The organism is Fibrobacter sp. UWH6, assembly GCF_900142465.1.
In the GTDB taxonomy this organism is placed as follows: Bacteria; Fibrobacterota; Fibrobacteria; order Fibrobacterales; family Fibrobacteraceae; genus Fibrobacter.
In genome coordinates, this window is the sequence record NZ_FRAX01000006.1 from 95,472 (window position 1) to 117,688 (window position 22,217).

Sequence of the window (22,217 nt, forward strand, 5' to 3'; positions counted from 1 at the left end):
ACGTCGTATGCAGCGCTGGAAACATACCATTGCCTACGAAATTTATCCCAGCAGTTTCCAGGACTCCAACGGAGATGGAATCGGGGACCTGAACGGCATTACCAGCCGGCTGGATTATCTGAAGTCTTTGAACGTGGGGGCGATCTGGCTTACGCCGGTGTATGCGTCTCCCATGGTGGATAACGGCTACGACGTTTCCAATTTTTACGAAATCAATCCCCTGTATGGAACCATGGCCGACATGGACAACTTGATTGCCCAGGCCCATAAGCGTGGCATCAAGATTGTGATGGACCTGGTGTTCAACCACATGTCCGATCAGTGTGAATGGTTCAAGGAATCCAAGTCCAGCCGCCACAATCCCAAGAGCGATTGGTTCATCTGGAAAGATGGCGTTGCTGGCGAACCGGGAACGCGACCGGCTCCTCCCAACAACTGGCGCGGTATCTTTGGCGGCTCCGTGTGGGAATGGAATGAAGAACGTCAGCAGTACTACATGCACACCTTCGCCACCCAGCAGCCCGACCTGAACTGGGAAAATCCCGACGTGCGCCAGGCCCTTTTCGACATTGCCAACTTCTGGATTAAAAAGGGCGTGGGCGGTTTTAGAATTGACGCCATTCCCTACATCAAGAAACCGAACGGCTTTGAAAGCGGAACCCCTGATGCAAGCGATGGCCTGGTCAGCGTTCACACCATGACCGTAAATACCCCGGGTGTCCTGGATTTCTTGCAGGAGTTCAAGAAGAACGTGACTCAGGGCAAGGACGTGTTCACCGTGGCCGAGGCAAACGGCGTGGGACCCGACGACTTGAAATATTGGGTAGGGGAGAACGGCGCCTTCGATATGCTCTTCGAGTTTGGCCACCTGCACGATGTTGAAATCTGGTGCAAGCCGTCGCCCTACGGCATCATGGATTTTAAGAAGGCTCTGCTGGCAAGCCAGGAGGCCACTGCGAAGAACGGCTGGTATCCTGCCTTTTTCGAAAATCACGACAAGCCCCGCTGCGTGAACAATTACTTTAGCGAACGGGTGGCTGCCGATCCCAAGCTGCGCGTGTTGGCGGCTAAGGCCATGGCTACGCTGCTCTTGACCTTGCGAGGGACTCCCTTCCTTTACGAGGGTCAGGAAATCGGCATGACCAACGTGCAGTGGAACGACCTGGAAAAGTACGACGAAATCAATACCAAGGCCCAGTACAAGATGGCCCTGCAGGAAGGCTTTTCCCACGAGCAGGCCATGGCCTTCGTAAACCGTTTTAGTCGCGACAATTCCCGCACGCCCATGCAGTGGAACGCCGACGCCAACGCCGGATTCACCACGGGCAAACCCTGGCTCTCCGTGAACGACAACTATGTCGAAATCAACGTGGCGGCCCAGGAATCGGACCCAAACTCCGTGCTGAATTTTTACCGTCGACTGATCGCCTTGCGCTCTTCCAATACCGATCTGGACGGGGGCCCCTTTACGGCGCTGCTCCCCGAACACGAACAAATGATGGCCTATAGGCGAGGTGACGGCACTGTGGTGCTGGTTAACCTTGGCGAGACGGAAGTTGAATATGATGGACGCCTGGTAGAGAACCGCAAACTATTAATAGGCAATTACGAAGGTCCGTTTGAATCGTCGGGCGTAACAAGAGTTTTAAGACCGCTAGAAGCTGTAATCTATGGGATGTAATAAATGAACCGTTTGAATGTTAGACTTTCTGAAAGGCTTCCCAATGATTTGACTCCCAGCCCCTTTTTCGAAGAGTTGGAAAAAGCGAAAAAGGAAAGCGCTCCGTTTATCGACATGACCGTCAGTTCGCCGGTTCGCGTGGGACTGCCTGTGGAATTGGACTCCGCGGTAGACGAAGCCCGCAAACAGTTCGGCCATTGGTCTCCCGATGCCTCGGGCTGGCGTGAGGCCCGAGACGCCGTTGCCGCTTACTATCGTGAAAGAGGTGGTCGCTTTACTGCAAACCAGGTCATCATTACCGCAAGTACCAGCGAAGCTTACTCTGTACTCTTTAAGACATTCTGCAATCCAGGCGATGCCATCTTGACGCCGATGCCCGGCTATCCGCTGCTGGATACGCTGGCCCAGTTGGAACATCTGGAATGCGCTCCCTATTTTTTGAAACTGATCCGCGAGAAGAAAACTGGGCTAAAGACCGTTCGCTCTTTACGTCAGGAACTTTCCGCGCATCATGCTGAGCGAAGCCCGCAGACTCCCGCCGAGTGTCATGCAGAACAGAACGTCGCTCCTTCGCATCATGCTGAGCAAAGCCCGCGGGGCGGAGTCGATGCATCTTGCCTTCCTGAATCTTCCGCTCCCCAGTTCCGCTTCGTGCTGGATACAGACAGCCTGCTGGCCGCTCCCGAAAACGCCCGCATCCTTCTGCTGGTTTCGCCCCATAATCCCACAGGCCATATTGTGGGCCTCGCCGAGTGGAATGAAATTGTTCGCTTCTGCGAAGAGAACAACTTGATTCTCGTGGTAGATGAAGTCTTCGGCGATTATGGCTTCAGCGACGAAGTCAAACGCAGTTGGCTGTATTTGCGCGGCGGAAACCGCAATGGTCTTGGTGACGGAAACATTAACGCCGACTTCTTTGACTGCGGTGGAAACGACATTGTCTTTGCTCCTGTAAACGGACCCAAGTGTCCCATTTTCTGGCTCAATGGTTTGAGCAAGGCTGTTGGCGCTCCGCAATTAAAATTCGGCTGGATGGCCTTCTATGCCCCCCGTGAAAATTTCGAAGAAATCCGTGCCGCCCTTGAATTCGTTGAAGACGCTTACTTGAGCGCTTCTTCTTGCGCCCAGTCTCTGGCGGCACCGCTGTTGGCTCGCTCCGCCGATTACGAAGCACAAGTTCGTGAGCGTCTGCAAAACAATTGGGAAACCCTTCGTGCCGCATTCCCCGGCAAGTATTGTCCCAAGGTTCTTGGGGGCTGGTATGCCGTGTTGCATCTGGGCGACGATGACGAGGAATTGACTCTTCGCCTACTTCGCGAAAAACGTGTGCTGGTACAGCCGGGATTCTTCTTCGATTTCGAAGATGACGGCTGGGTTGTAATTAGCTTGTTGCAAGAGCCTGCGTTGTTCGCCGAAGCGGTCGAACGCATGGTTGAGCTTTAAGAGAATCGTTCGTAAAGAGCGTCGCGTTCCACCGGTTCCAAACCTTCGTTCAAAATCAGCTGACGCATACGTTCCGGACTCATGCCCACGGGAACCTTGGCTCCTGCGGCGTGGGTAATCTTTTCTTCGATGATAGTTCCATCCAAATCGCTGGCACCGGAGTGCAATGCCTTCATGGCGGTCTCGATTCCCATCTGGATCCAGTAAGCCTTGATGTGGGGGAAGTTATCCAGGAACAGTCGTGCCACCGCCACCGTACGCAGAATATCTTCCTGACTGGTCATGTTGGGAACGATGCTGTGAAGGGCGTTGTGTTCCGGATGGTACACCAGAGGAATAAATGCGAAAAAGCCGGGGGCTTCATCTTGCAGGTCGCGGAGCATCTTCATGTGAGCGATGCGATGTTCCGGAGTTTCGATATGGCCGAACAGCATGGTGGCGTTGGTAGGAATGCCAATCTTGTGTGCCGCACGGTGTACATCCAACCATTCTTCGCCAGTTTCCTTACCCGGGCAAATCTGGTCGCGAACACTCTGCACCAAAATTTCGGCACCGCCGCCGGGCAGTGCATCAAGACCTGCGCCCTTCAACGTTTCCATGATCTGCAGGGGAGTCTGCCCAGACAGTTTGGCGAAGTGGGCGATTTCTACTGCGGTAAAAGCCTTCAGGTTGACCTTGGGAAATTCTACGCGAAGCTTGCGCAACATTTCGATGTAATAATCGAATGGGTGATCCGGATGGAGGCCGCCAACAATGTGCAGCTCTCTTGCACCGCCTTCAATGGCGAAAGCCGCCTTGTCGCGAATGGTGTCGTAATCCCAGTCGTAGGCGGTAACGCTATCTTTCTTGATCTTGCTGAAGGCACAGAACTTACAATGCAGAATGCATACGTTGGTGTAGTTGATCTGGCGGTTGTTCACCCAATAAACTGATTTGCCGTGGCGACGTTCCTTCTCTACATTTGCCCTGGCGCAAAGTTCTTCCAGGGGGGCGTTCAAAAATAAATCAAGAGCTTCGGATTCTGTTAGACGCGACATATAAGATTCTTCGGTAGATATTTCAGTACCATTTTTTCAAGCTGGTCGGCATGGATCGGCTTTGACAGGTAGTCTACAAAACCCTCACTCAGGTATTGTTCCCGTGCGCCTTCCAGTGCGTTGGCTGTCAACATGACAACAGGCGTATTAGGATTCATGTTGTCTAGAGACCGCATCAGACGGAAGGTTTCGACACCGTCCATCTTGGGCATCATGTGATCCAGGAAAATCAGGTCGTACTGTTTTTCGCGAACCATCTTCAAACATTCTTCGCCGCTGACGGCCGTATCGATTTGCATCTGGGTCTTCTTGAGAAGTCCCGAGAAAACCTTCAGGTTCATAGATACGTCGTCGACGACCAGGATGTGGGCGTTGGGGGCGTGGAACTCTTCGTGGTAAGTAGGTTCCTCTTCCTGAACAGAAACATTTATGTCGCCTACCGGCGTTGCAGAAACAATCTTTTGGGGAAGGCTAACCTTGAATGTGGATCCGCGTCCTGCAATGCTTTCGACTTGAATGGTTCCGTTCATCAGTTCGACCAACTGCTTGGTGATGGCCAGACCCAGACCGGTTCCTTCGATATTGCGGTGAAGCCTTTCATCAATTCGGCTAAAAGAATCAAACAGGTACTTCAGATTGTTTTCGGAAATGCCTACGCCAGTATCCTGGACTTCGATAATCAAGTTGATCCAGTCTTTTTCGCCAATGGTCGTATAAACGCGAAGCGTAACGGAACCGCTCTTGGTGTATTTGATGGCGTTGGTCAGCAGGTTGCTGCAAATCTGGCGGATACGGGGTTCGTCGCCTAGCAGGACCGAGGGCGCAGCCTGTTCAACATCTGTTCGCAGTTCCAGTCCCTTGCTTTCTGCTCGGTTAGCAATCAGGTTGAAGGAATCCTTAACCAAAATTCCCAGGTTGTATTCTGTGGGAATGATGTTCAGTTTACCCGATTCGATCTTTGAAAAATCAAGAATGTCGTTAATAAGGGAAAGCAAGGCCTTGCTAGATGTCTTGATATTCTTTGCGTATTCCAGGGAATCAGGTTCCTGGGATTCTCTCAGGATCAGTTCGTCGTTTCCCAGAATGGCGTTAATGGGGGTGCGAATCTCGTGGCTCATGTTTGCGAGAAAATCGCTCTTTGCCTTGCTGGCCGCTTCTGCCTTTTCCTTGTATTGGATGTTCTGGCGGAGCAGGTGGTTCATGTATTTCTTGTTCAAGTTGATATTTCGCTTGAGCAAGATGGCTATGGCGACTTCAGCTGTGTAAATGAAGGGGAGGCGGACGCGTACAGATTCCTGGTACTGGTAGCAGTATTCAAAGACTGGAGTGAAAAAGGCTATGGCTAGGATGGCTCCGATGAACAGAGGGAAGCCTACCGCTAACTTTGTGTGGAAACAGTAAAGGGCGATGACAGGGACTAGCACCACCCACATGACACCGAAACCTTCGTGACCGCCATTGATGATGTAGGTGATAATCAGGACGGTCAGCATCAGCATCGTGACGGGGGTTGCAACTTTTAGGGAGTCGAAACGGATGATGGTGAAGTAGCTGAAGAACATGATGAACGCGATACCACCATTGATGGCGGCGATCAGGGGCTCTTTTTGCATGATGTTCACCGCGATGAACATGGTGCAGATTATGGCGAAAACCAATGTCACAATCCTCATTGCGGGAATGTACAGGATTTTATCGTCGTTAATCAGTCTTGAAAAATTGTCGTCTTTTTCCTTCATCGGTGGGCAATTTAGAAAAATATGGATGTTTTTTAGAATACTATCAATTGGGTGTGAGGTTAATAACGTTGTTTTGGAAACAATGCTAACTAGGAGAAATGCAAAAAAGAAAAGAGATCTAAACTAGATCTCTTTTCTTTAGTAGCGGGGGCAGGACTTGAACGCTGCGACCTCCGGGTTATGAGCCCGACGAGCTACCAACTGCTCTACCCCGCGTCGATGTTGAGACCATATATAGAAAAAGCCTTGAACATTGTCAAGGCTTCTTGTGCATTTTTTTTGTCCGTCGGACGTACCGACTAGATCTGTATACTGATTAGACGAACTTCTTAAGGATATGCTTGCTAGAAACGAAGTAGTCTACGCCACTGAGTACAGTCACTGTGGTAATGACGCCCATGACAATCTGCGGGAAGTTTTCCCAGATGCTATCAAAGCCGGGAATCATCATGCGCACGGGGTCAATAGCGCCTAGGAGAATGGCTACAATGCCTGCGCCCTGGAGGGCTGTCTTCCATTTACCGCTGCGACGGGCCGGCATAATCAGACCTTCGCTTGCCGCCAGAGTGCGTAAGGTTTCAACGCTGGATTCGCGGAAGTAAATAATCGCGACCATCCAGACGGGTGCGTAACCTGTTGCGATAAAGCACATGAAAATGGTCATGTTGGAAATCTTATCGCTGAAGGGGTCCAGATATTTTCCGAGGGTGCTGACTTCACCCATTTTGCGGGCGAGATGTCCATCCAGAAAATCGGTCAGCATAAAGCCAAGAACCATCACTAAGGACAAAGTCTTAAAGACCAGGCTGTTGTTGCTGTAGTTCAGGTCGTTGTCGTAGAAGAATACCCACAGGAAGAAAGGCGTCAGAACAATGCGGCTCATGGTGAGCTGGCTAGCAATAGAAAGAGGCTTGCGGTGTGCGGGGTCGCGGTAGTACCAGTAAGCGTAAGCTGCTGTTGCTGCAAGAACCAGCAGGATGCTGGTGACCATGGCAATCTGCTGATAGTCTTCCAGGTTCAGCAGGTAGACACCCATAGTTACTGTAATAGAAATGTTTGAAAGCTTGCTCCAGCGGCGCTTACGGGGAAGTGTCTTTCCTTCGCGAAGAACTCCAAGAGAAAACAGAGTGTGCGCAATGGTTCTTGCCAGTAGAACTACGCAACCTACTGCCAGCAGCTTTTCCGCCTGGTCATTCTGCATCAAGTCGCGAATGAAAATGCTGGTCAGAACGGTAAAGGAGAGCATCCCGTCGATAAAGTTCAGCCACAACCTGTAATAGGGCTTTTCGATTTCCTGGGATCTGAGCTGGTAAAGATTGACCCAACCCATGATCAAGGCGATGCCGACAAATGCACAGGCCGTCTTGGCCATGCCAAGCCAGATGAAGGCGATGACCGCTAAAAAGACAACAGCGCGCATAGCGCTCCAGATACGAGTGCGTAGTCTTACTTCAGATTTTTTCTCTTCAGTTAAGATAGTTTCTTCAGTCATTTTTTTGTTCTCTACAAATTCCGTATAAAATCTACAAGTTTTCGTCCAACAATTGTTTTGCGTGTTCGCGAACTGTATCGGAATCACCCCCTAACATGCGGGATATCTCGGCGATACGCCCATCTCGGTCTAGTTCGACCACAGAAGTGAAGGTTCTGCCGTCAATTTCCTTCTTGCTGACGGCCAGCTGGTTCTCTGCGCGGCTGGCGACCTGGTGCAAGTGGGTGATGGTCAAAATCTGGTGGTGCTTGCCCAACTTGCGGAGTGCGTCTCCGATGCTGTTTCCCACTTCGCCGCTGATACCGGAGTCCACCTCGTCAAAAATCAGCAGGGGCACGCGGTCCAGTTCCGCCATAACGCTCTTGATGGCCAGAAGCATACGGGAAAGTTCACCGCCAGAAACGGCCTTCTGCAGGCTCTTGAATCCTTCGCCGGGGTTGGGGGCCAGCAGGAATTCAATGCGGTCGGCGCCGTTGGGCGTGAGGGCCTGTTCCTCGATGGAGGTCTTGAATTCAGCCTTGGGCATGCCCAAACTATGGAGAATTTCGCTGACGGCGCTGTCGTAACGTTCGGCGGCGTTCTTGCGGGCTTCGGTCAAAAGGCTTGCGATGCGGTTCAGTTCCGCCTGTTCCTTGTTTGCCTGGCGTTCCAGTTCCTCAAGGTCGGCGTCCAGATTTTCAAGACTATCCAGTTCGGTGCGACGCTGCTCGGTCAGTTCTATAAGGCCTGCCACGTCGGTGCGGTACTTGCGCTTCAATTTCTGGATCTGGGCGATGCGGGCATTGGCGCGATCGATGTCTGCCGCACTTACCGCTGCAGACGGCGACAGTCTCATCAAGTCCTTGCAGATACTTTCAAAGGGGTCCGCCACTTCAACCAGGGCGTTCAAATCTTCGTCGTAGTCGGGAACCTTGGCGGCCAGGGTGCGCATCTTGGCCTGCAGCAACTGCACCTGGTCTAACAGTCCGTTTTCACCGCCGAGAATTCCCTGGACTTCATCCAGGTAACGGCGTTCCGCTTCCACCTTGGAGGCGCTGTTTACCTTTTCTTCAAGAGCTTCTTCTTCGCCTTCTTTCAGGTTGGCCTTAGAAAGTTCCTCGAACTGGAACTTTAAAAAGTCCTTCTGGGCCGCAAGATTCTTGGCCTTTTCTTCGGTTTCTACAATCTTGGACTTGATACCGTTCCATGCAGACCAGTGGCCTGCATATTCTGTCAGCAGGTTTCCGTTGCCGGCGTAGTCGTCCAGCATCTTGGCGTGGGTGCGGGTGTCGCGGAGCAGCAGCTGTTCGCTCTGGCCGTGCATCTGGATCAGTTCTTCGCCCAGCTTCTGCAGGTCAGACAAGTTGACCACGGAACCGTTTACGCGGGCTCGGCCCTTGCCGTTTTCCAGGACTTCGCGGCGGATGATCAGTTCGTCATTTCCGTCGTCCAGTTCCAGTTCCTTGAGAACGTTCCTTACGTCATCTTCGCCAGAAATGTCGAAGGTGGCTTCCACAACGGCCTTGTCGGCGCCAGTACGAACAAAGCTCCCTTGAGCCTTGTCTCCGCAAACCACGCGAAGTGATTTCAGGAGAACGGACTTACCAGCACCGGTTTCGCCGGTGATTGCAGTGAATCCCTGACGGAAGGGAACTTCCGCTTCCGAGATCAGGGTGAAACCATTAATAGAAAGCTGCTTTAACATACCGCAAACAAACTAGAAAAAATAGCATGTCAAAAGATGACAAGGACCGGTTGCTTTTTTACTTCTCGAACTCGATGATGGAGCGGTAAATGGGGCGGCCTTCCTTGCGGTACTTCTTTTCGAAGCCGGTCATGATACCTTCGGTAGGCTCAGCTTCGTTGCGGACCAGCACCTTGCAGCCGGGGAAGTTGTCGAACACTTCAAGAGCCACTTCGTTGTATTCCTTGTGGTCGGTGCCCCAGTAGAAAATACGCTTGCCGGGCTTCATCACGCGGGCCACCTGTTCCAGGAAGTCGGGGCGGAGCAGGCGGTTCTTGTGGTGGCGTTCCTTGGGCCACGGATCCGGGAAGTACATGTGGAAGGCGTCTACGGTATTGTCCTTGACGCAATCGCGGAGGAAATAGAATACGTCGCCGCGGAGCATGCTGGCGTTGTTCAGAACGCCTGCCTTGTCCATCTTGCGCTGGGCGAATGCGGCCCAGGTGTAATCCCATTCGCTACCCATAATGAAATAGTCTGGGTGCTTGGCGGCATAGTCCGAAATAAAGCTGCCCTTGCCGGAACCGATTTCCACTTCGATGTGGTCGTTGTGGGTGGGGAACATGTCCTTCCAGTCAAAGTCCAGCTTGTGGGGGAGTCCGTCGGGGGTTGCAATGGGCTTGCGGTCACCGTTGGTGCGGAATACATAGTGCCAAAGGGCCTTGGCGTTTTCGTCTTCCTTCAGGTCGCGGAAAAATTCCGGAATGACCACTTCCTTTTCTGCGGCTGCGGCGGCGCCTTCAACCACTTCTTCAACTTCGTTTTTTGCTTCTTCGTTCATAATTTCTTTTTCCATTTTTATTCGGTTTGCACGCCTTATAGCAGAACCACAATTTTATCCTTGAATTCTTCGGGAATAGCCTTGGCTATTACATCGCGGATGTACTTGTCGGAGTACTTCATGGAGAAATGGCTCAGGATGATCTTTTCGCACTTGACACTGTCGCCCATTTCCTTGAGGGCGTGTACAATGTGGTTGATGTGGCTGTGTCCTTTCTTTACACTCATGGCCTCATCTTCTGGCGAAAGGAATGTGCATTCCGTAATCAAAATCTTGGACTGGAAAACGCGGTAGTTGTCCAGCAGGCTTTCTCCCAGGCAGTCTCCCATGAAGCTGACCAGGGGCTCGTAAACTTCGCGGGTGATTTCCACCTTGTTTTCGCGGAGGGCGATCAGCTCGGCAGGGGTTTTCTGCAGGAATTCTTCCTTCAACTTTTTTTTGTAATGGTATACGGTGCCGCCCATAGCCGGTATGGAATGCTTTACTTCAAAGGCTTCCAGGGCCAGGTCCTTACGGTACTCCAGGAACTGCAATTCGTTTGGGGCCACGGGGACAATGGTGGGCAGACGGAACTTGTTTTCGGCGACCCCTTCGAACAGGGCTTCGGCACGGATCCAGTCCTTGGCCCGTTCCGCGATGTTTTCGGGAATGTAATAGACGCTATCCCGTTCTACACCCATCATCTTGCGCAGGCTGTGATGACGCATCAGGCAGCGAGCATGGTCGCCATGGGCGTGAGTCAGAAATACATGATTGATGGAGGTGGCCGACAGGGGGCATTCGCCCAAATCAACGCAGAAATCCAGTTCGGGCATCTGCAAGTAGGTGGCCAGCCCCGAAATAGAGAAACCCGACACAGAAGTGGTCGGTATTTCTACATGAACTTGCTTCAGGGCATTATGGATGTATTTATTTTCTGCAGCCATTAAAAACCAGTCAATTTTTATGGCGCAAATTTAGAAAAACCAATTTATTTGGTCTTTGCATTCTCTTCGATCAGACGATCAAAGTCGGCACAGCTCAGAGCTTCGATATGGTTACCCATGGCGACGCTACGAGTACGGGCGTTACCCTTCTTTTCGGGAATTCGGAAGCAGAAATTATAGATGTTACCCTGGTCGGTGGGGATGCCCATCTTGAAGACGCGGATACGTTCTGCACCCTTGTTGTAAATTTCGTGATAATCGTAAGTGTTCTTGATCTTCTGCAGGCGCTTTTCCTGGCTGAATTCCATTTCGTCGACGATAGGGCCGTCCAGATAGAGGGGGAGGGAGTTCTGGAAACGGAGCTCCAGCATGTTGCCGCTCTTGACGATGGAAGTTTCCTGAGGCTTGATCAGGTAGCGCTGCTGAGGAATGTTCTTATAGGCGCGGCTCTTGACCGTTCTTACACCGCACATTTCGCGCATATCGGGTTGTTCCACAAAGTCGATGTCTCGGCAGATGGGGGGCAGGTTTGTGGGAACTTCAAGATTCTCTCCGCTGGAAGAACCGGCGCAGCCAGTCAAAAGGGAGATTGCAGACGAAAATACGATGCCAGATAAGAACAGAACTTTAGATTTCATGGTTTTAAATATACGTTTATTATTTGGATATGCGTTTTTTTTATTAAGATAATTAAAAAAGATTTAACATTTTTATAAGCGCGTTTTGTAAACTTAATTTAACGGAGTTGCTTTTTTTTGTGTTTTTGGGCATGAACCTCCCTAAGTGAAAAAACGAACACTTTTTTTGACATTGAATGACAGGCTAAAAAAGCTATCTTTGGCGCCGAAAATAAAGATTAGGTGTCGAATGAACATATACAGTTGGAACGTCAATGGCTTGAGATCTGCTGCCAAGAAAGGCTTTGCCGATTGGTTTAGCTCTACAAAGCCGGATGTCCTCTGCCTGCAGGAAGTGCGCGCAGAAGAAGATCAGATTGACGAAGCTATTGCACATCCCGAGGGCTATTTTGCCTACTGGAACGCCTGTAAGCGCAAGAAAGGCTACAGCGGGGTGGGTGTCTTGTCTCAGATTGAACCTGATCGCGTGAATTACGGCTTCGATATCGAAGAATTTGACGACGAAGGCCGTGTTTTGCAGTTGGTCTTCCCGGACTGGGTGCTGAACTGCATCTATTTCCCCAATGGTGGCTCCGGCGACGACCGCCTCGACTACAAGCTCCGCTTCTACGATGCCTTCCTTGAAAACAGCAAGCGCTGGTTGGACGATGGCAAGCATGTGGTGACCGTTGGCGACTACAATACCTGCCACAAGGAAATCGATATTGCACGTCCCAAGGAAAACGCCGATGTCAGCGGCTTCCTGCCCATTGAACGCGCCTGGATGGATAAGTATGTGGAAAACGGCTTTGTGGATAGCTTCCGCAAGCTGCACCCCGAAACCAAGGACGTCTATTCCTGGTGGAGCAACCGTTTTGGCGCCCGTGCCCGTAACGTGGGCTGGCGTATTGACTATGCCTTTGTAGATGCCGCCCTGGTTCCTAACATTGTCAGCGCCGAAATCCACACCGACGTAAAGGGTTCAGACCATTGCCCCATCAGCATCGAGCTGGAACCGCCCTTTGCCCCTCTTCCGATCAAGAAGAACGAAGGCTAGTTTTATCTTCGTTTGATGTATTCCCAGGCCTGATCGTAGAATTCTACGGCTTCGCCCACATCTTTCAGGAACACCAGTCGGGAAATGTCGCCCCTGGTGGGGTTGACTACATTGTTTTTCTTGAAAACGCTGTCGATGATGTTCAATGAGGACTTGTTGGGGGTGGCGTAATTGATGTATTTGGCCAATTTAGCCCCGGTCTTGGTGTCGAGAATGTAATTCATGAAGGCATAGGCTCCCTCAGGGTTCGGGGCCTTGCTGCTCAGGAGCATGGCGTCTACCCACATGAAGGAACCCTCGATTGGAATGGCGAACTGTAAGGTCGGATCTTCTGTCATGGCGGCCATGGCTTCTCCGTTAAAGACCACTGCGGCCCAGTTTAGCCGAGAAAGGACCTTGTTTTTACCGCTGACAGAGCCGTCAAACCCTAGGAAGTTCTTCGATTTGGTAATGCCCTTGATGTACTCTGCGGCTGCTTTGATCTGTTCGGGATCGGTGGAGTTTGCGTCATACCCCTTGGCCATAAGGGCCATGCTGAGCATGGAACGGCTTTCGTCAAGGAGGCTAAAGGACCCTTTGTTCCTTTTTTCATCCAAAAGTGTGTTGTAGCTGACCTTAGAAGGGCTTAGGGTTGTGTCGCGGTAAAGGATTCCCGTTGTACCCCACAGGTAAGGCACGGAATATTCGTCGGTGGTGTCATAAGGCGGGTTGAGGAACTGTTCTGCAATATTTCTTCGGTTGAACACCTGGTTCGTATCAATTTTTCCGATGAATCCCAGGCGGATCAGCTGCGGAATTACCACGTCGCTGGCGATGATGACGTCATATTGACTGTTGCCGGAGGTCTGTATCTTGCTGATCATCTCTTCCTGGGCTTCGTAAAGTTCCAGGTGGAGTTTGTAGCCGGTCTTCATCTGGAAGTCTGTCAGCATGGACGGGTCAAAGTATTCGCTGTAAATCATTACAGTTACTTTGTTTGGGTCTTGGTTCTTGTTCTGATCGCCTCTGCAGCCAGCCATGAAAACGGCCAGGAAGACGAAAGAAAACGTGATTAGAAAAAACTTTTTCATTTACAAGAGAAAAATAACAAGGAAATCGTAATGAAAAAAACACTTTTTGTGTAAAAAATGATGCCTTAGGTCACTGAATACCCGTTTTTTGACGATTTTAGCCCACTTTTGGGGGTGTTGTGTAGATATTCCTGTTGAAAAAAGATTGTAAAACTTTTATATTGACCTATTGTAACTAAAAAAGTTACGGACTAAGTTGTTCGTGGTTGGATTATCTTGGTCGGCATTGGTTTGGTTTTCATCTTAAAGGAGATGAACTAATGTGGTTTGGAAAGAATAAGTTTGCAAAATTTGCCATGGCTCTTGCTATGGCAGTCTCTGCTGTCAGTCTGACTTGGGCTGAAGAAAGCGTAGATATTCGAGATACGCTGTATCCCCTGTACTTCAAGAATGTTACCGAAGATCCGAAAGGGATGCGTGCTGAACAGCAACTTGAATGGAACTACTTGATGAAGTTCAAGATGTTCGGTGCCGAGGGCATTGAATTTGGAAACAGGGAAATCAAGATTCCTGATTCCGTTGGCTGGTTTGGTACTGCAACGGGTGACTTCAAATTGGGACAGAATGGTGATAGTAAGGTGGGTGGTCCCATCATGATTGGCGGTGACGTCATATTTGCCCAAGGTCCTGATACCATCTTGACTGGCCCCATGCGAGTCAATGGGAAAGTTCGTGTTTTGCAGGCGAATAACTTCAAGGATAAGGAGAACTACATGGTGGGTGTCCATTGTGTAGGGGGGGGTTATGCTCCTGAGTATGCCAAGTTTGTTGGCGCGGGGCTTCTGCGGGATATGGACTCCTGCCCGGATTCCATTCCCGAAGTAAAAACGGATTTGAAAGCCCCTTCGTTTTTTTACGATGCTAAAATGATCGAGGCCGCCGATGGTGGAATGCGTCCGGCTCTGAATGTGAATGGTGCTGAATGTGCGAGTGGGTTGAAAGATGGTAATAACTTCTGCATTCACTACATCGATGTACCTTATGATGAGTATCGCGATAACCCTTATGATATCTATATCAAAAGTATTTCGATTTCCAACGGTGGTAAGATCGTTTTTAGAATGCAGCCGAAGGGCCGACTGACCCGCGTGTTTTTCCAGGATGGTTTGGATTTGAACCCTAGTTCCAAGATTCAGATTATGTACATGGACGAAGACGCTAAGTTTGACAAGGGCGTCTGGTCTGGAAATGGCTCCATTGTCGAGAATAAGAAATACAGCGGTGAGTTGTTGTTCTTTACTCAGAATGACATCATATTTAAAACATTTAATGCAGGTACTGATACATTACAGGGAACCTTTATCTCTGAAAGAACAATCAATGTGGCTCAGCATATGATTCTTGCTGGTCAGCTCCTTGCAAATAAGATTACCGTTGATACGGACTTTGATGGTACCGGCTTCCGTTATGTGCCTTACAACTCTCCCGAAGTCGACATTGAATTTAACAAGGCTGGAGAAGAGCTGTATCTCCTGGCAGAAGGTCATGATGTTGATACCGTTAAGATTCTGCTGGATAAAAAGGCGGAAACAAAGATCTCTCTAGAATATTGCTTTGCCTTTGGCGGTTCCGAAGCTGGCGTAAACTACGCTGTCGAAGACGATATTGACCTGGAAAAGGATCCGACATTCCCCATATGCGGAAAGTCTACGAAGCCGGTTTCTTTTGTTGTTGGTGAAAAGTATTTGGCTACCCCGATCTTGGTTTATATCAAGGATGATAAAGAAATTGAAGAAACTGAACGCATCACTTTCCGCGTCGTAAACTTGTCTGGCGCAAAACTGAAAAAGAATGGTGGCTCTAGTGGTGATTTCCCGCTAGAAATTGAAGATAACGATAAACAGTTAATCAGTATCGATGGTCTTGAAATCAACGTGATCGAAGATGAAAAGTTCATCTTTAGTCGTGATATTTTCCCCATATTTGAAATGGGCGGCGACCCCTGGGCAGGGGATTTCGGTATCTATGTCGTAACTCCCCCGAAGAAAGATAGCCTGAAGACAATGGTTAACTGGGGCGATGATAAGGGTTTGGAAGAAGCTGTTGACTATAATCGTAAGATTGGTGGTAAATATGTTGGCGTTCCCTCTGGAATTTTGGATGGTTCAATGGGTTGGAATCTGGTTTATAATCCGCCCGAGGATGCTTTTGGTGAAAAGTATGATTTCTTGAAGTTTAGGGTTTTGCGTGATGGACTTTTGTCTGATGATACCTATACTCTGTACATCAACATCATTCCTGTAAACGATCCTCCGGATGCTCACGACACTACCTATAATTTCCTCGAAATGGTAGACACTAAGAATGGTGCTGTTCCCGCCAAGGAAACTATTCGTGTCGAAGACAAGGATGATGTTGCTTTCACTTATTCCTTCAGTACAACGTATGAAGACAAATACACCGAAGCAGTTCATGATCGAATTCTTGAACTTTATGAACTGGATCCTACGACCGGTGTCCTTTCTGCCAAGAAGGGTGCTGTTCTTAACTATGAATCTTCTGACAGTGTGTTGGTTGCAAGAATTGTGGTTAGCGATGGTAATGGTCAGACCGATGACGATGACAATATCCTAAGAGATGTCATTACTGCAACAATCCGAATTAACGATGATAATGACAAGCCTGTTGTTGTTCAGGGCCAGGTTTTCGTTGTTGATGAAAATGCGGGCAAGATTCCTAGTGTTAGCAGGGAAGCTGTTGCTGTGGATTCTGTGGTTCGTAAGGCTAACAACCAGGATCCGAAGAAGGTGCTGGCTGATGATGAAGACCTTAATAAGAATCCTCCTAAGGGTTGGGGTTACCTGACCTACTCTATCAAGGATGCTTCCGGTAATTTTGAAATCAATTCCAAGACCGGTGTGATTTCTGTTAAGACCGGCGCAGACATTGACTTTGAAGATGATTCCAAGAATTCCTTTAGCGTTACCGTCTACGTTGTTGATGGCGGTGGACTGAAGGATTCTGCCGAAGTGATTATCAATGTGACCGACGGTAATGATATCCCAGAATTTGTGAATGTCGAGGACCTCTATGATACCGATGAACATGTGGCTAAAGAAACCGTTCTTGGCTTGATTGAAATCAAGGATCCGGACGCTAGCGATGCTGAACCGTCTGACTTCAATGTTTCCTTGAAGGACAACAATCTGGCTTGCGGCGCCTCTTGCGCAGAACTCTTGTTCAGTACTAGCGTTATTAAGGATGAAGGCAAACTTTATGTTCAGCTCTTTGTTTTGGATAGCTCCCTGGTAAATTATGAAGATCTTCCCAATGATGTCTTCGATGTGACTCTCACTCTGAGCGACAATGACACCTCCGTTTCCGCAGTGACCAAAATTCAGGTCAATGACATCAATGAACGTCCCTTTGCAAGTAACTTCCTTGATTCCATCGTGGAAAAGTCTCCCAACGGTACTAAGGTGGGTTCCTTGGTGGCAGGTGATCCTGATACAAAGAACAAGTCTTTCAGCACTTTGACTTACACCATTGTTGAATCTGGAATCCCCTTTGAAATGAGTGGTAAGGACATCTTGGTCAAGGATAGCACTGCCTTGAACTATGAAGATGTTACGGACCATCAGTATGTATTCCACGTAACGGTTAGCGATGGTAAACTTGACTCCACCGTCTCCGTGACTGTCAATCTGATCGACAAGAATGAGAAACCGGACATTATAACAAAGTGTGATGAAAGTGATCCTGAATGCAATTCTTGCGATGCTACAATCAAGGATTGCGATAAGCCCACCACACCTCCGGATTCCACCTGTAAGGAAAATTGCGGTTATAAGGATCCTGCTTCCGATAAGATTTTCGTGAATGTGGCTGAAAATTCCAAGACCGGTATGGTCCTGTTCGAATACTTGATCGTTGACGAAGATGCCGGTGATATCGAAAAGGATATCGTATCCTTCGAGAATACCAATGGCTCAGGCGCCGATAGCCTCTTCAAGATTGAAAAGGTGAAGGATGGCGATACCTATAAGTTGGTCGTCACCGTGAAGGATGGCTCTAAGCTGGACTACGAAAAGGTTAAGGCAACTCATGAACTTGATCTGGTTGTGTCCGACCCGACTATCTTGACTCTTAGGGATACTGTTAAACGTACCATCAATGTTATCGACGTGAACGAAGCTCCTTCTGCGGAAGATTTCAAGGATTCTATTCCTGAAAATTCCCCCAAGGGCACTAAGGTTGGTACTTTGGTGGCCAGCGATCCCGATACAAAGAACACTGTCTTCGGTACTTTGACATACACCATTGTTGAATCCGGTGTTCCTTTCGAAATGAAGGGCAAGGACATCTTGGTCAAGGATAGCACTGCTCTGGACTATGAAACCGTTCCGGATCATAAGTTCGTCTTCCATGTGAAGGTGAGCGATATCGAATACGATACGACTGTTACTGTAACAATTTCACTGATTGACAAGAATGAAAAACCGGAAATCATTACAAAGTGTGATGAAAGTGATCCTGAGTGCAATTCCTGCGATGCTACGATCAAGGATTGCGATAAGCCCACCACACCTCCGGATTCCACCTGTACTGAAGATTGTGGCTATAAGGATCCCAAGTCCGATAAGATTATCGTGAACGTGGCTGAAAATTCCAAGACTGGTATGGTCCTGTTTGAATATGTCATCAAGGACCAGGATGCCGGCGACATCGAAAAGGATTCCGTATACTTCGTCAATGTCCAAAACAAGAAGACTGGCGCCGATTCTCTCTTCAAGGTTGAAAAGGTGAAGGTGGGCGATACCTATAAGTTGGTCGTCTCTGTCAAGGATGGCTCGAAACTGGACTACGAAAAGGTTGAGCCGGTTCATGAACTTGTTCTTACCGTATCTGATCCCAAGAAGTCCGACTTGAAGGATACCGTGATTCGTACCATCAACGTTATTGACGTGAACGAAGCTCCGGTTGCAGAAGACTTCAGCGAATCCATTTACGAAAATAGGCCTAAGGGTGCCAAGGTTGGTTCCTTGGTCGCTAGCGATCCTGATACGAAGAATACCGTATTTGGTACCTTGACTTATACCATTGTTGAATCTGGCGTACCTTTCGAAATGAAGGGCAAGGATATTTTGGTGAAGGATAGTGCCGCTCTGAATTATGAAACTGTACCTGATCATAAGTTCGTCTTCCATGTGAAGGTAAGCGATATTGAGTACGACACCACTGTTACCGTAACTATTACCTTGAAGGATTTGAACGAAGGTCCTAAGATTGTGACCGAGTGCGATCCTAGCGATCCCAAGTGCAAGGATCCGGGAACTTGCGATGCTGTGTTCAATGACTGCAGCAAGCCCACTACACCTCCGGATTCCAGCTGCACCGAAAATTGCGGTTATAAGAATCCTGTAAATGATAAGGTTGTTGTAAACGTTCGTGAAAATTCCAAGACCGGTCTTGTGGTCCTTGAATACATTATCGTGGATGAAGATGAAGGCAAGAATGGCATTGATGCCGATTCTGTATATTTCACCAACACCAACAAATCCGGTGCCGATTCTCTCTTCAAGATTGAAAAGGTGAAGGATGGCGATGTGTATAAGTTGGTGGTGACTGTCAAGGATAGTTCTAAACTTGATTATGAAAGCACCGAACATCTCCATGAGCTGACTCTTGTTGTTGTTGCTAAGAATGATCCGACCTTGGTTGATACGGTTATTCGTACCATCAACATTGTTGACGTAAATGAACCTCCCTTTATTAAGGACGGTAACTTCAAAATCAAGGAAAATCTGCCGAAGGGTACAACCGTAGGCCAGGTTGTATTTGGTGATGATAAGGACCTGAAGGGAGTCTCTAACCCGGCCTTCGTGAATAACGTGGTCACTGTCATCGGTGGTGATTCCGATAAGTTCAGTGTTAGCCAGGGTGGCATGATTTCCACCAAGACTGTCCTTGACTACGAAAATGACAAGCATGACTACATTCTGGTTGTTGAAGTCACTGACCGAAATGATCCTACGCTCTCTGCCGTGGATACTATTCGAATCGAGTTGATCGATGTTGAGGAACAATCCAATGTGGAAATCACAAAGGTGGTCACAAAGGATTCCACCTACAAGAATCCCGACACCGTCTATACCAATCAGTCTAATATCACGGCTCACTGGAGAGGTGGATATACTCTGCCGGATCAGAAGACTACCTGGACCGTTAATAACGACACTTCTACTACCTTGGTACCTGGCCGTAACGTGATCCGCATTGAATATAAGGATCCCACAGCCAACACCTCCGTCGTGGATTCTGTTGTGATTTACTATAGCAACACTCTGCCTACGGTGACCATCAGTGCTAATGGCGATGCTGCAAATGCTCATAACATCTATACCATCGTCGAAACTCCGGATGTTTCTGATACTACGATTTACGTAAATCACGAATCCAACGATGTGGTTATTAAGATTCACGATCCCGCCAAGGAAATGCTGGGCGACAAAAAGTCTGCAGATACCGTTATCGTGATTTCTATGGAATTGGGTACGGCTAAGGTTGATTCCAAGACCTACACCAACCTGGACAAGGTTGTAAAGGAAACTGTGGCCCTGGATCTTGATGCTGCCGCCGATGCCAAGCGCAATGTCAAGGCCGATGGCAAAACCGATGTGTCTTACACCGAAAAGGTGGCTGGCATCCAGGTGACTATCAGCTACACTGAAGACAAGCATGGCGACGTGGTGAAGGTTCCTGTTGTTCAGGATAATGGCAAGGTGGAAAACATCGAAGTCATTAAGGTCAGCTATGTCACTAAGGACCAGAAGGGTAACGAAATCACGGTTTCTTACTATGCCGATGCTTACACTGGAGTGGCCCTCATGTCTGATTCTCAGGGCAACCTGATGACCAGCGGTGCCGCAAGTAAGCAGGAAGGTGCTTCTAGCAAGACTTCTACTGTGGGTATCTACAACGTATCTTACCTGCCTACTATGGAATCTAAGGATACCTTGCTTGTGTCTTACACAGTGGATCGTAAGGGTAACCTGATCAAGAATGCTAGTGGCGATATCGGTTACCATGTGTCTTACACTTATACCGATGCCTGCAACAACTCCATGACCAGTTCCGTATTCATTGTGCTGGATAAGGTTAAACCTGAAGTTGTGATTCTTTCTCCTGCAAACAGGGACATTATCTATTCTAACTTCACGGAAGTGATTTGGACCGTAGATGGTGTTAATCAGGATACGCTTACGACACAGGGATTGCAGCCTGGTGGTAATACCATCGTGCGCTTCTTCCGTGATAAGGCCGGAAATGAGGCTTCCGACACTGTATTCGTAATCATGAAGGACGGCAAGAATGTTGTGCTTTCTGTTGAAAATCCGGTGACCGAAGTTTCTAAGGAAAGGGTTGATAAGTACTACAGCAAGAATCCTCCCTCCGAGGGACAGACTTATGCTGTAACCGTGCAGAATCCCAAGACCGGTAAGGAAGTTGAAACCATTAAGGGTGGCAGCTTCGGTACCAAGAAGGGCAGCGGAAAGGAACCGTATCCGGGTCTTGATGAAGATGAAGGTCACCTCGGTCCCACCTTGGTCATGGAAGTCAAGCTCCCCGTTATCTCCGGTAAGGACGGCCTGGCAACCTTGGACGACATCTTGAGCAAGGATGGTCTGTATGTTCTTAAGGAAGGTATTGACGCCGCTTCTGGTGATATCAAGGGCGTTGATCCTCTGACTGGAGAGGTTCCGGATGACGGCAAGATTCTTATCGCCGACTACGTCAGGGAACATTGCGTTGATGAAGTCCAGAACAGCTACAAGCCTGGCGATGACCTGAGCAAGCTGAACCTGTATGACACCAAGGTGAACATCAAGCTCTGGATCTACACCACGATCGGCGGCTTTGTGGATTACTACACCTTCAGCCAGGATATGAACAACCCCGACTATACCGATGAAACTGGTATGTCGAAGCTGTTCTTTGAACTGAAGCCGGATATCAATGGTAATGTTCGTGCTGAAGATGGACGTCTGATTGCTACGGGCGCCTACCTCTACAAGGTTGAAGCTTCTGTCCGCGCCAAGGCTCGCTGCGACATTCCTTCTCTGACCAGTTCTAACGGTCGTAAGAAGAATGACGTGGTCAAGAACGATGATGACCTGCTGAAGAGCTTCGGTTACAAGCGCCCGACAGAGAAGTAACTCTAACTTTTTAAAAGCGAAGACGCCCGGACATAATCCGGGCGTTTTTGCTATTTCGTGCAAAACTTTTGCTAAAATTGTGAAAAAACAGAAAAGGGTTTAATATGGGTATTGAAGAACGTTCTACACTTGTCTATTCTACCGGAGTCGGCCGCATTAAGGAAGAAAAGCCTAAGGCTGAACGCCCTAAGGGCGATGGAGTCGTCCGTATCATGTTAAAACGTCTGGGTGGCGGCAAGATGGCTAGCGTGGTCACCGGTGTGCCCATGGACGAGGATGAACTGAAGGAACTGGGACGCCAGTTGAAGCAGAAATGCGGTGTTGGCGGTTCTGTGAAGGACTTTGCCATCGAAATTCAGGGTGATAAACGCAATATTTTGAAGGCTGAGCTGGAAAAACGCGGTTTTACCGTGAAATTAGCTGGCGGTTAGCTTGATTTGTATCACCTATTGTAAAGAATACTTGACGTTTCCCCTCAAAAAAGCATATTTTTAA

General features: G+C 48.9%; 13 protein-coding genes and 1 tRNA gene. 5 read left to right on the forward strand and 9 right to left on the reverse strand.

Translation table 11 applies throughout. From position 1 onward, the window contains the following. Positions 1-7: 7 nt before the first annotated feature. Together BUB73_RS07295 and BUB73_RS07300 are read left to right on the forward strand one after the other, a co-directional pair. Positions 8-1,681, forward strand: coding sequence for an alpha-glucosidase (locus BUB73_RS07295; protein WP_073284738.1), 1,674 nt, complete (start codon positions 8-10; stop codon positions 1,679-1,681). Between the two features lie 3 nt (positions 1,682-1,684). Further along, entirely contained in the window at positions 1,685-3,124 is a 1,440-nt protein-coding gene (locus BUB73_RS07300; RefSeq protein ID WP_073284741.1) for a pyridoxal phosphate-dependent aminotransferase, read from the forward strand. On the opposite strand, the gene BUB73_RS07305 is transcribed toward BUB73_RS07300, so the two are convergent. The 8 genes from BUB73_RS07305 to BUB73_RS07340 form a co-directional block, all read right to left on the reverse strand. Then, positions 3,121-4,161 carry a radical SAM protein gene (locus BUB73_RS07305; protein WP_073284744.1) on the reverse strand — a complete coding sequence of 347 codons (1,041 nt, stop codon included), beginning with the start codon at positions 4,159-4,161 and terminating at the stop codon, positions 3,121-3,123. The genes BUB73_RS07300 and BUB73_RS07305 overlap by 4 nt on opposite strands. Beyond that, entirely contained in the window at positions 4,149-5,900 is a 1,752-nt protein-coding gene (locus tag BUB73_RS07310; RefSeq protein WP_073159898.1) for an ATP-binding protein, read from the reverse strand. The genes BUB73_RS07305 and BUB73_RS07310 overlap by 13 nt, the downstream gene beginning before the upstream one ends. Positions 5,901-6,042: 142 nt before the next feature. Beyond that, a tRNA-Met gene (locus BUB73_RS07315) sits at positions 6,043-6,116 on the reverse strand. Positions 6,117-6,216: 100 nt separating this feature from the next. After that, positions 6,217-7,392, reverse strand: coding sequence for a CDP-diacylglycerol--glycerol-3-phosphate 3-phosphatidyltransferase (pgsA, locus tag BUB73_RS07320; RefSeq protein WP_073159900.1), 1,176 nt, complete (start codon positions 7,390-7,392; stop codon positions 6,217-6,219). Positions 7,393-7,423: 31 nt separating this feature from the next. After that, positions 7,424-9,076, reverse strand: coding sequence for a DNA repair protein RecN (gene recN, locus BUB73_RS07325; RefSeq protein ID WP_073284747.1), 1,653 nt, complete (start codon positions 9,074-9,076; stop codon positions 7,424-7,426). A gap of 58 nt (positions 9,077-9,134) precedes the next feature. Beyond that, on the reverse strand, positions 9,135-9,911 hold the full coding sequence (gene trmB / locus BUB73_RS07330; protein WP_249506174.1) for a tRNA (guanosine(46)-N7)-methyltransferase TrmB: 777 nt from the start codon (positions 9,909-9,911) through the stop codon (positions 9,135-9,137). 20 nt (positions 9,912-9,931) lie between these two features. Next, positions 9,932-10,822 carry an MBL fold metallo-hydrolase gene (locus BUB73_RS07335; RefSeq protein ID WP_073284750.1) on the reverse strand — a complete coding sequence of 297 codons (891 nt, stop codon included), beginning with the start codon at positions 10,820-10,822 and terminating at the stop codon, positions 9,932-9,934. A 44-nt stretch (positions 10,823-10,866) separates the two neighbouring features. Continuing rightward, on the reverse strand, positions 10,867-11,460 hold the full coding sequence (locus BUB73_RS07340; protein ID WP_073159906.1) for a hypothetical protein: 594 nt from the start codon (positions 11,458-11,460) through the stop codon (positions 10,867-10,869). Between the two features lie 229 nt (positions 11,461-11,689). Here BUB73_RS07340 and BUB73_RS07345 point away from each other — a divergent pair, with 229 nt between their 5' ends. Beyond that, on the forward strand, positions 11,690-12,496 hold the full coding sequence (locus BUB73_RS07345) for an exodeoxyribonuclease III (RefSeq protein ID WP_073284753.1): 807 nt from the start codon (positions 11,690-11,692) through the stop codon (positions 12,494-12,496). A 2-nt stretch (positions 12,497-12,498) separates the two neighbouring features. Here BUB73_RS07345 and BUB73_RS07350 read toward each other — a convergent pair whose 3' ends face one another. After that, positions 12,499-13,515 (reverse strand): polyamine ABC transporter substrate-binding protein, encoded by a 1,017-nt coding sequence (locus tag BUB73_RS07350; protein ID WP_254795014.1) that lies wholly within the window; start codon positions 13,513-13,515, stop codon positions 12,499-12,501. 311 nt (positions 13,516-13,826) lie between these two features. Here BUB73_RS07350 and BUB73_RS07355 point away from each other — a divergent pair, with 311 nt between their 5' ends. Both BUB73_RS07355 and BUB73_RS07360 read left to right on the forward strand, forming a co-directional pair. Next, positions 13,827-21,722, forward strand: coding sequence for a cadherin repeat domain-containing protein (locus BUB73_RS07355; protein ID WP_073284759.1), 7,896 nt, complete (start codon positions 13,827-13,829; stop codon positions 21,720-21,722). Positions 21,723-21,826: 104 nt separating this feature from the next. Then, entirely contained in the window at positions 21,827-22,153 is a 327-nt protein-coding gene (locus tag BUB73_RS07360; RefSeq protein ID WP_073159914.1) for an SUI1 family translation initiation factor, read from the forward strand. The last annotated feature ends 64 nt before the right edge of the window (positions 22,154-22,217 follow it).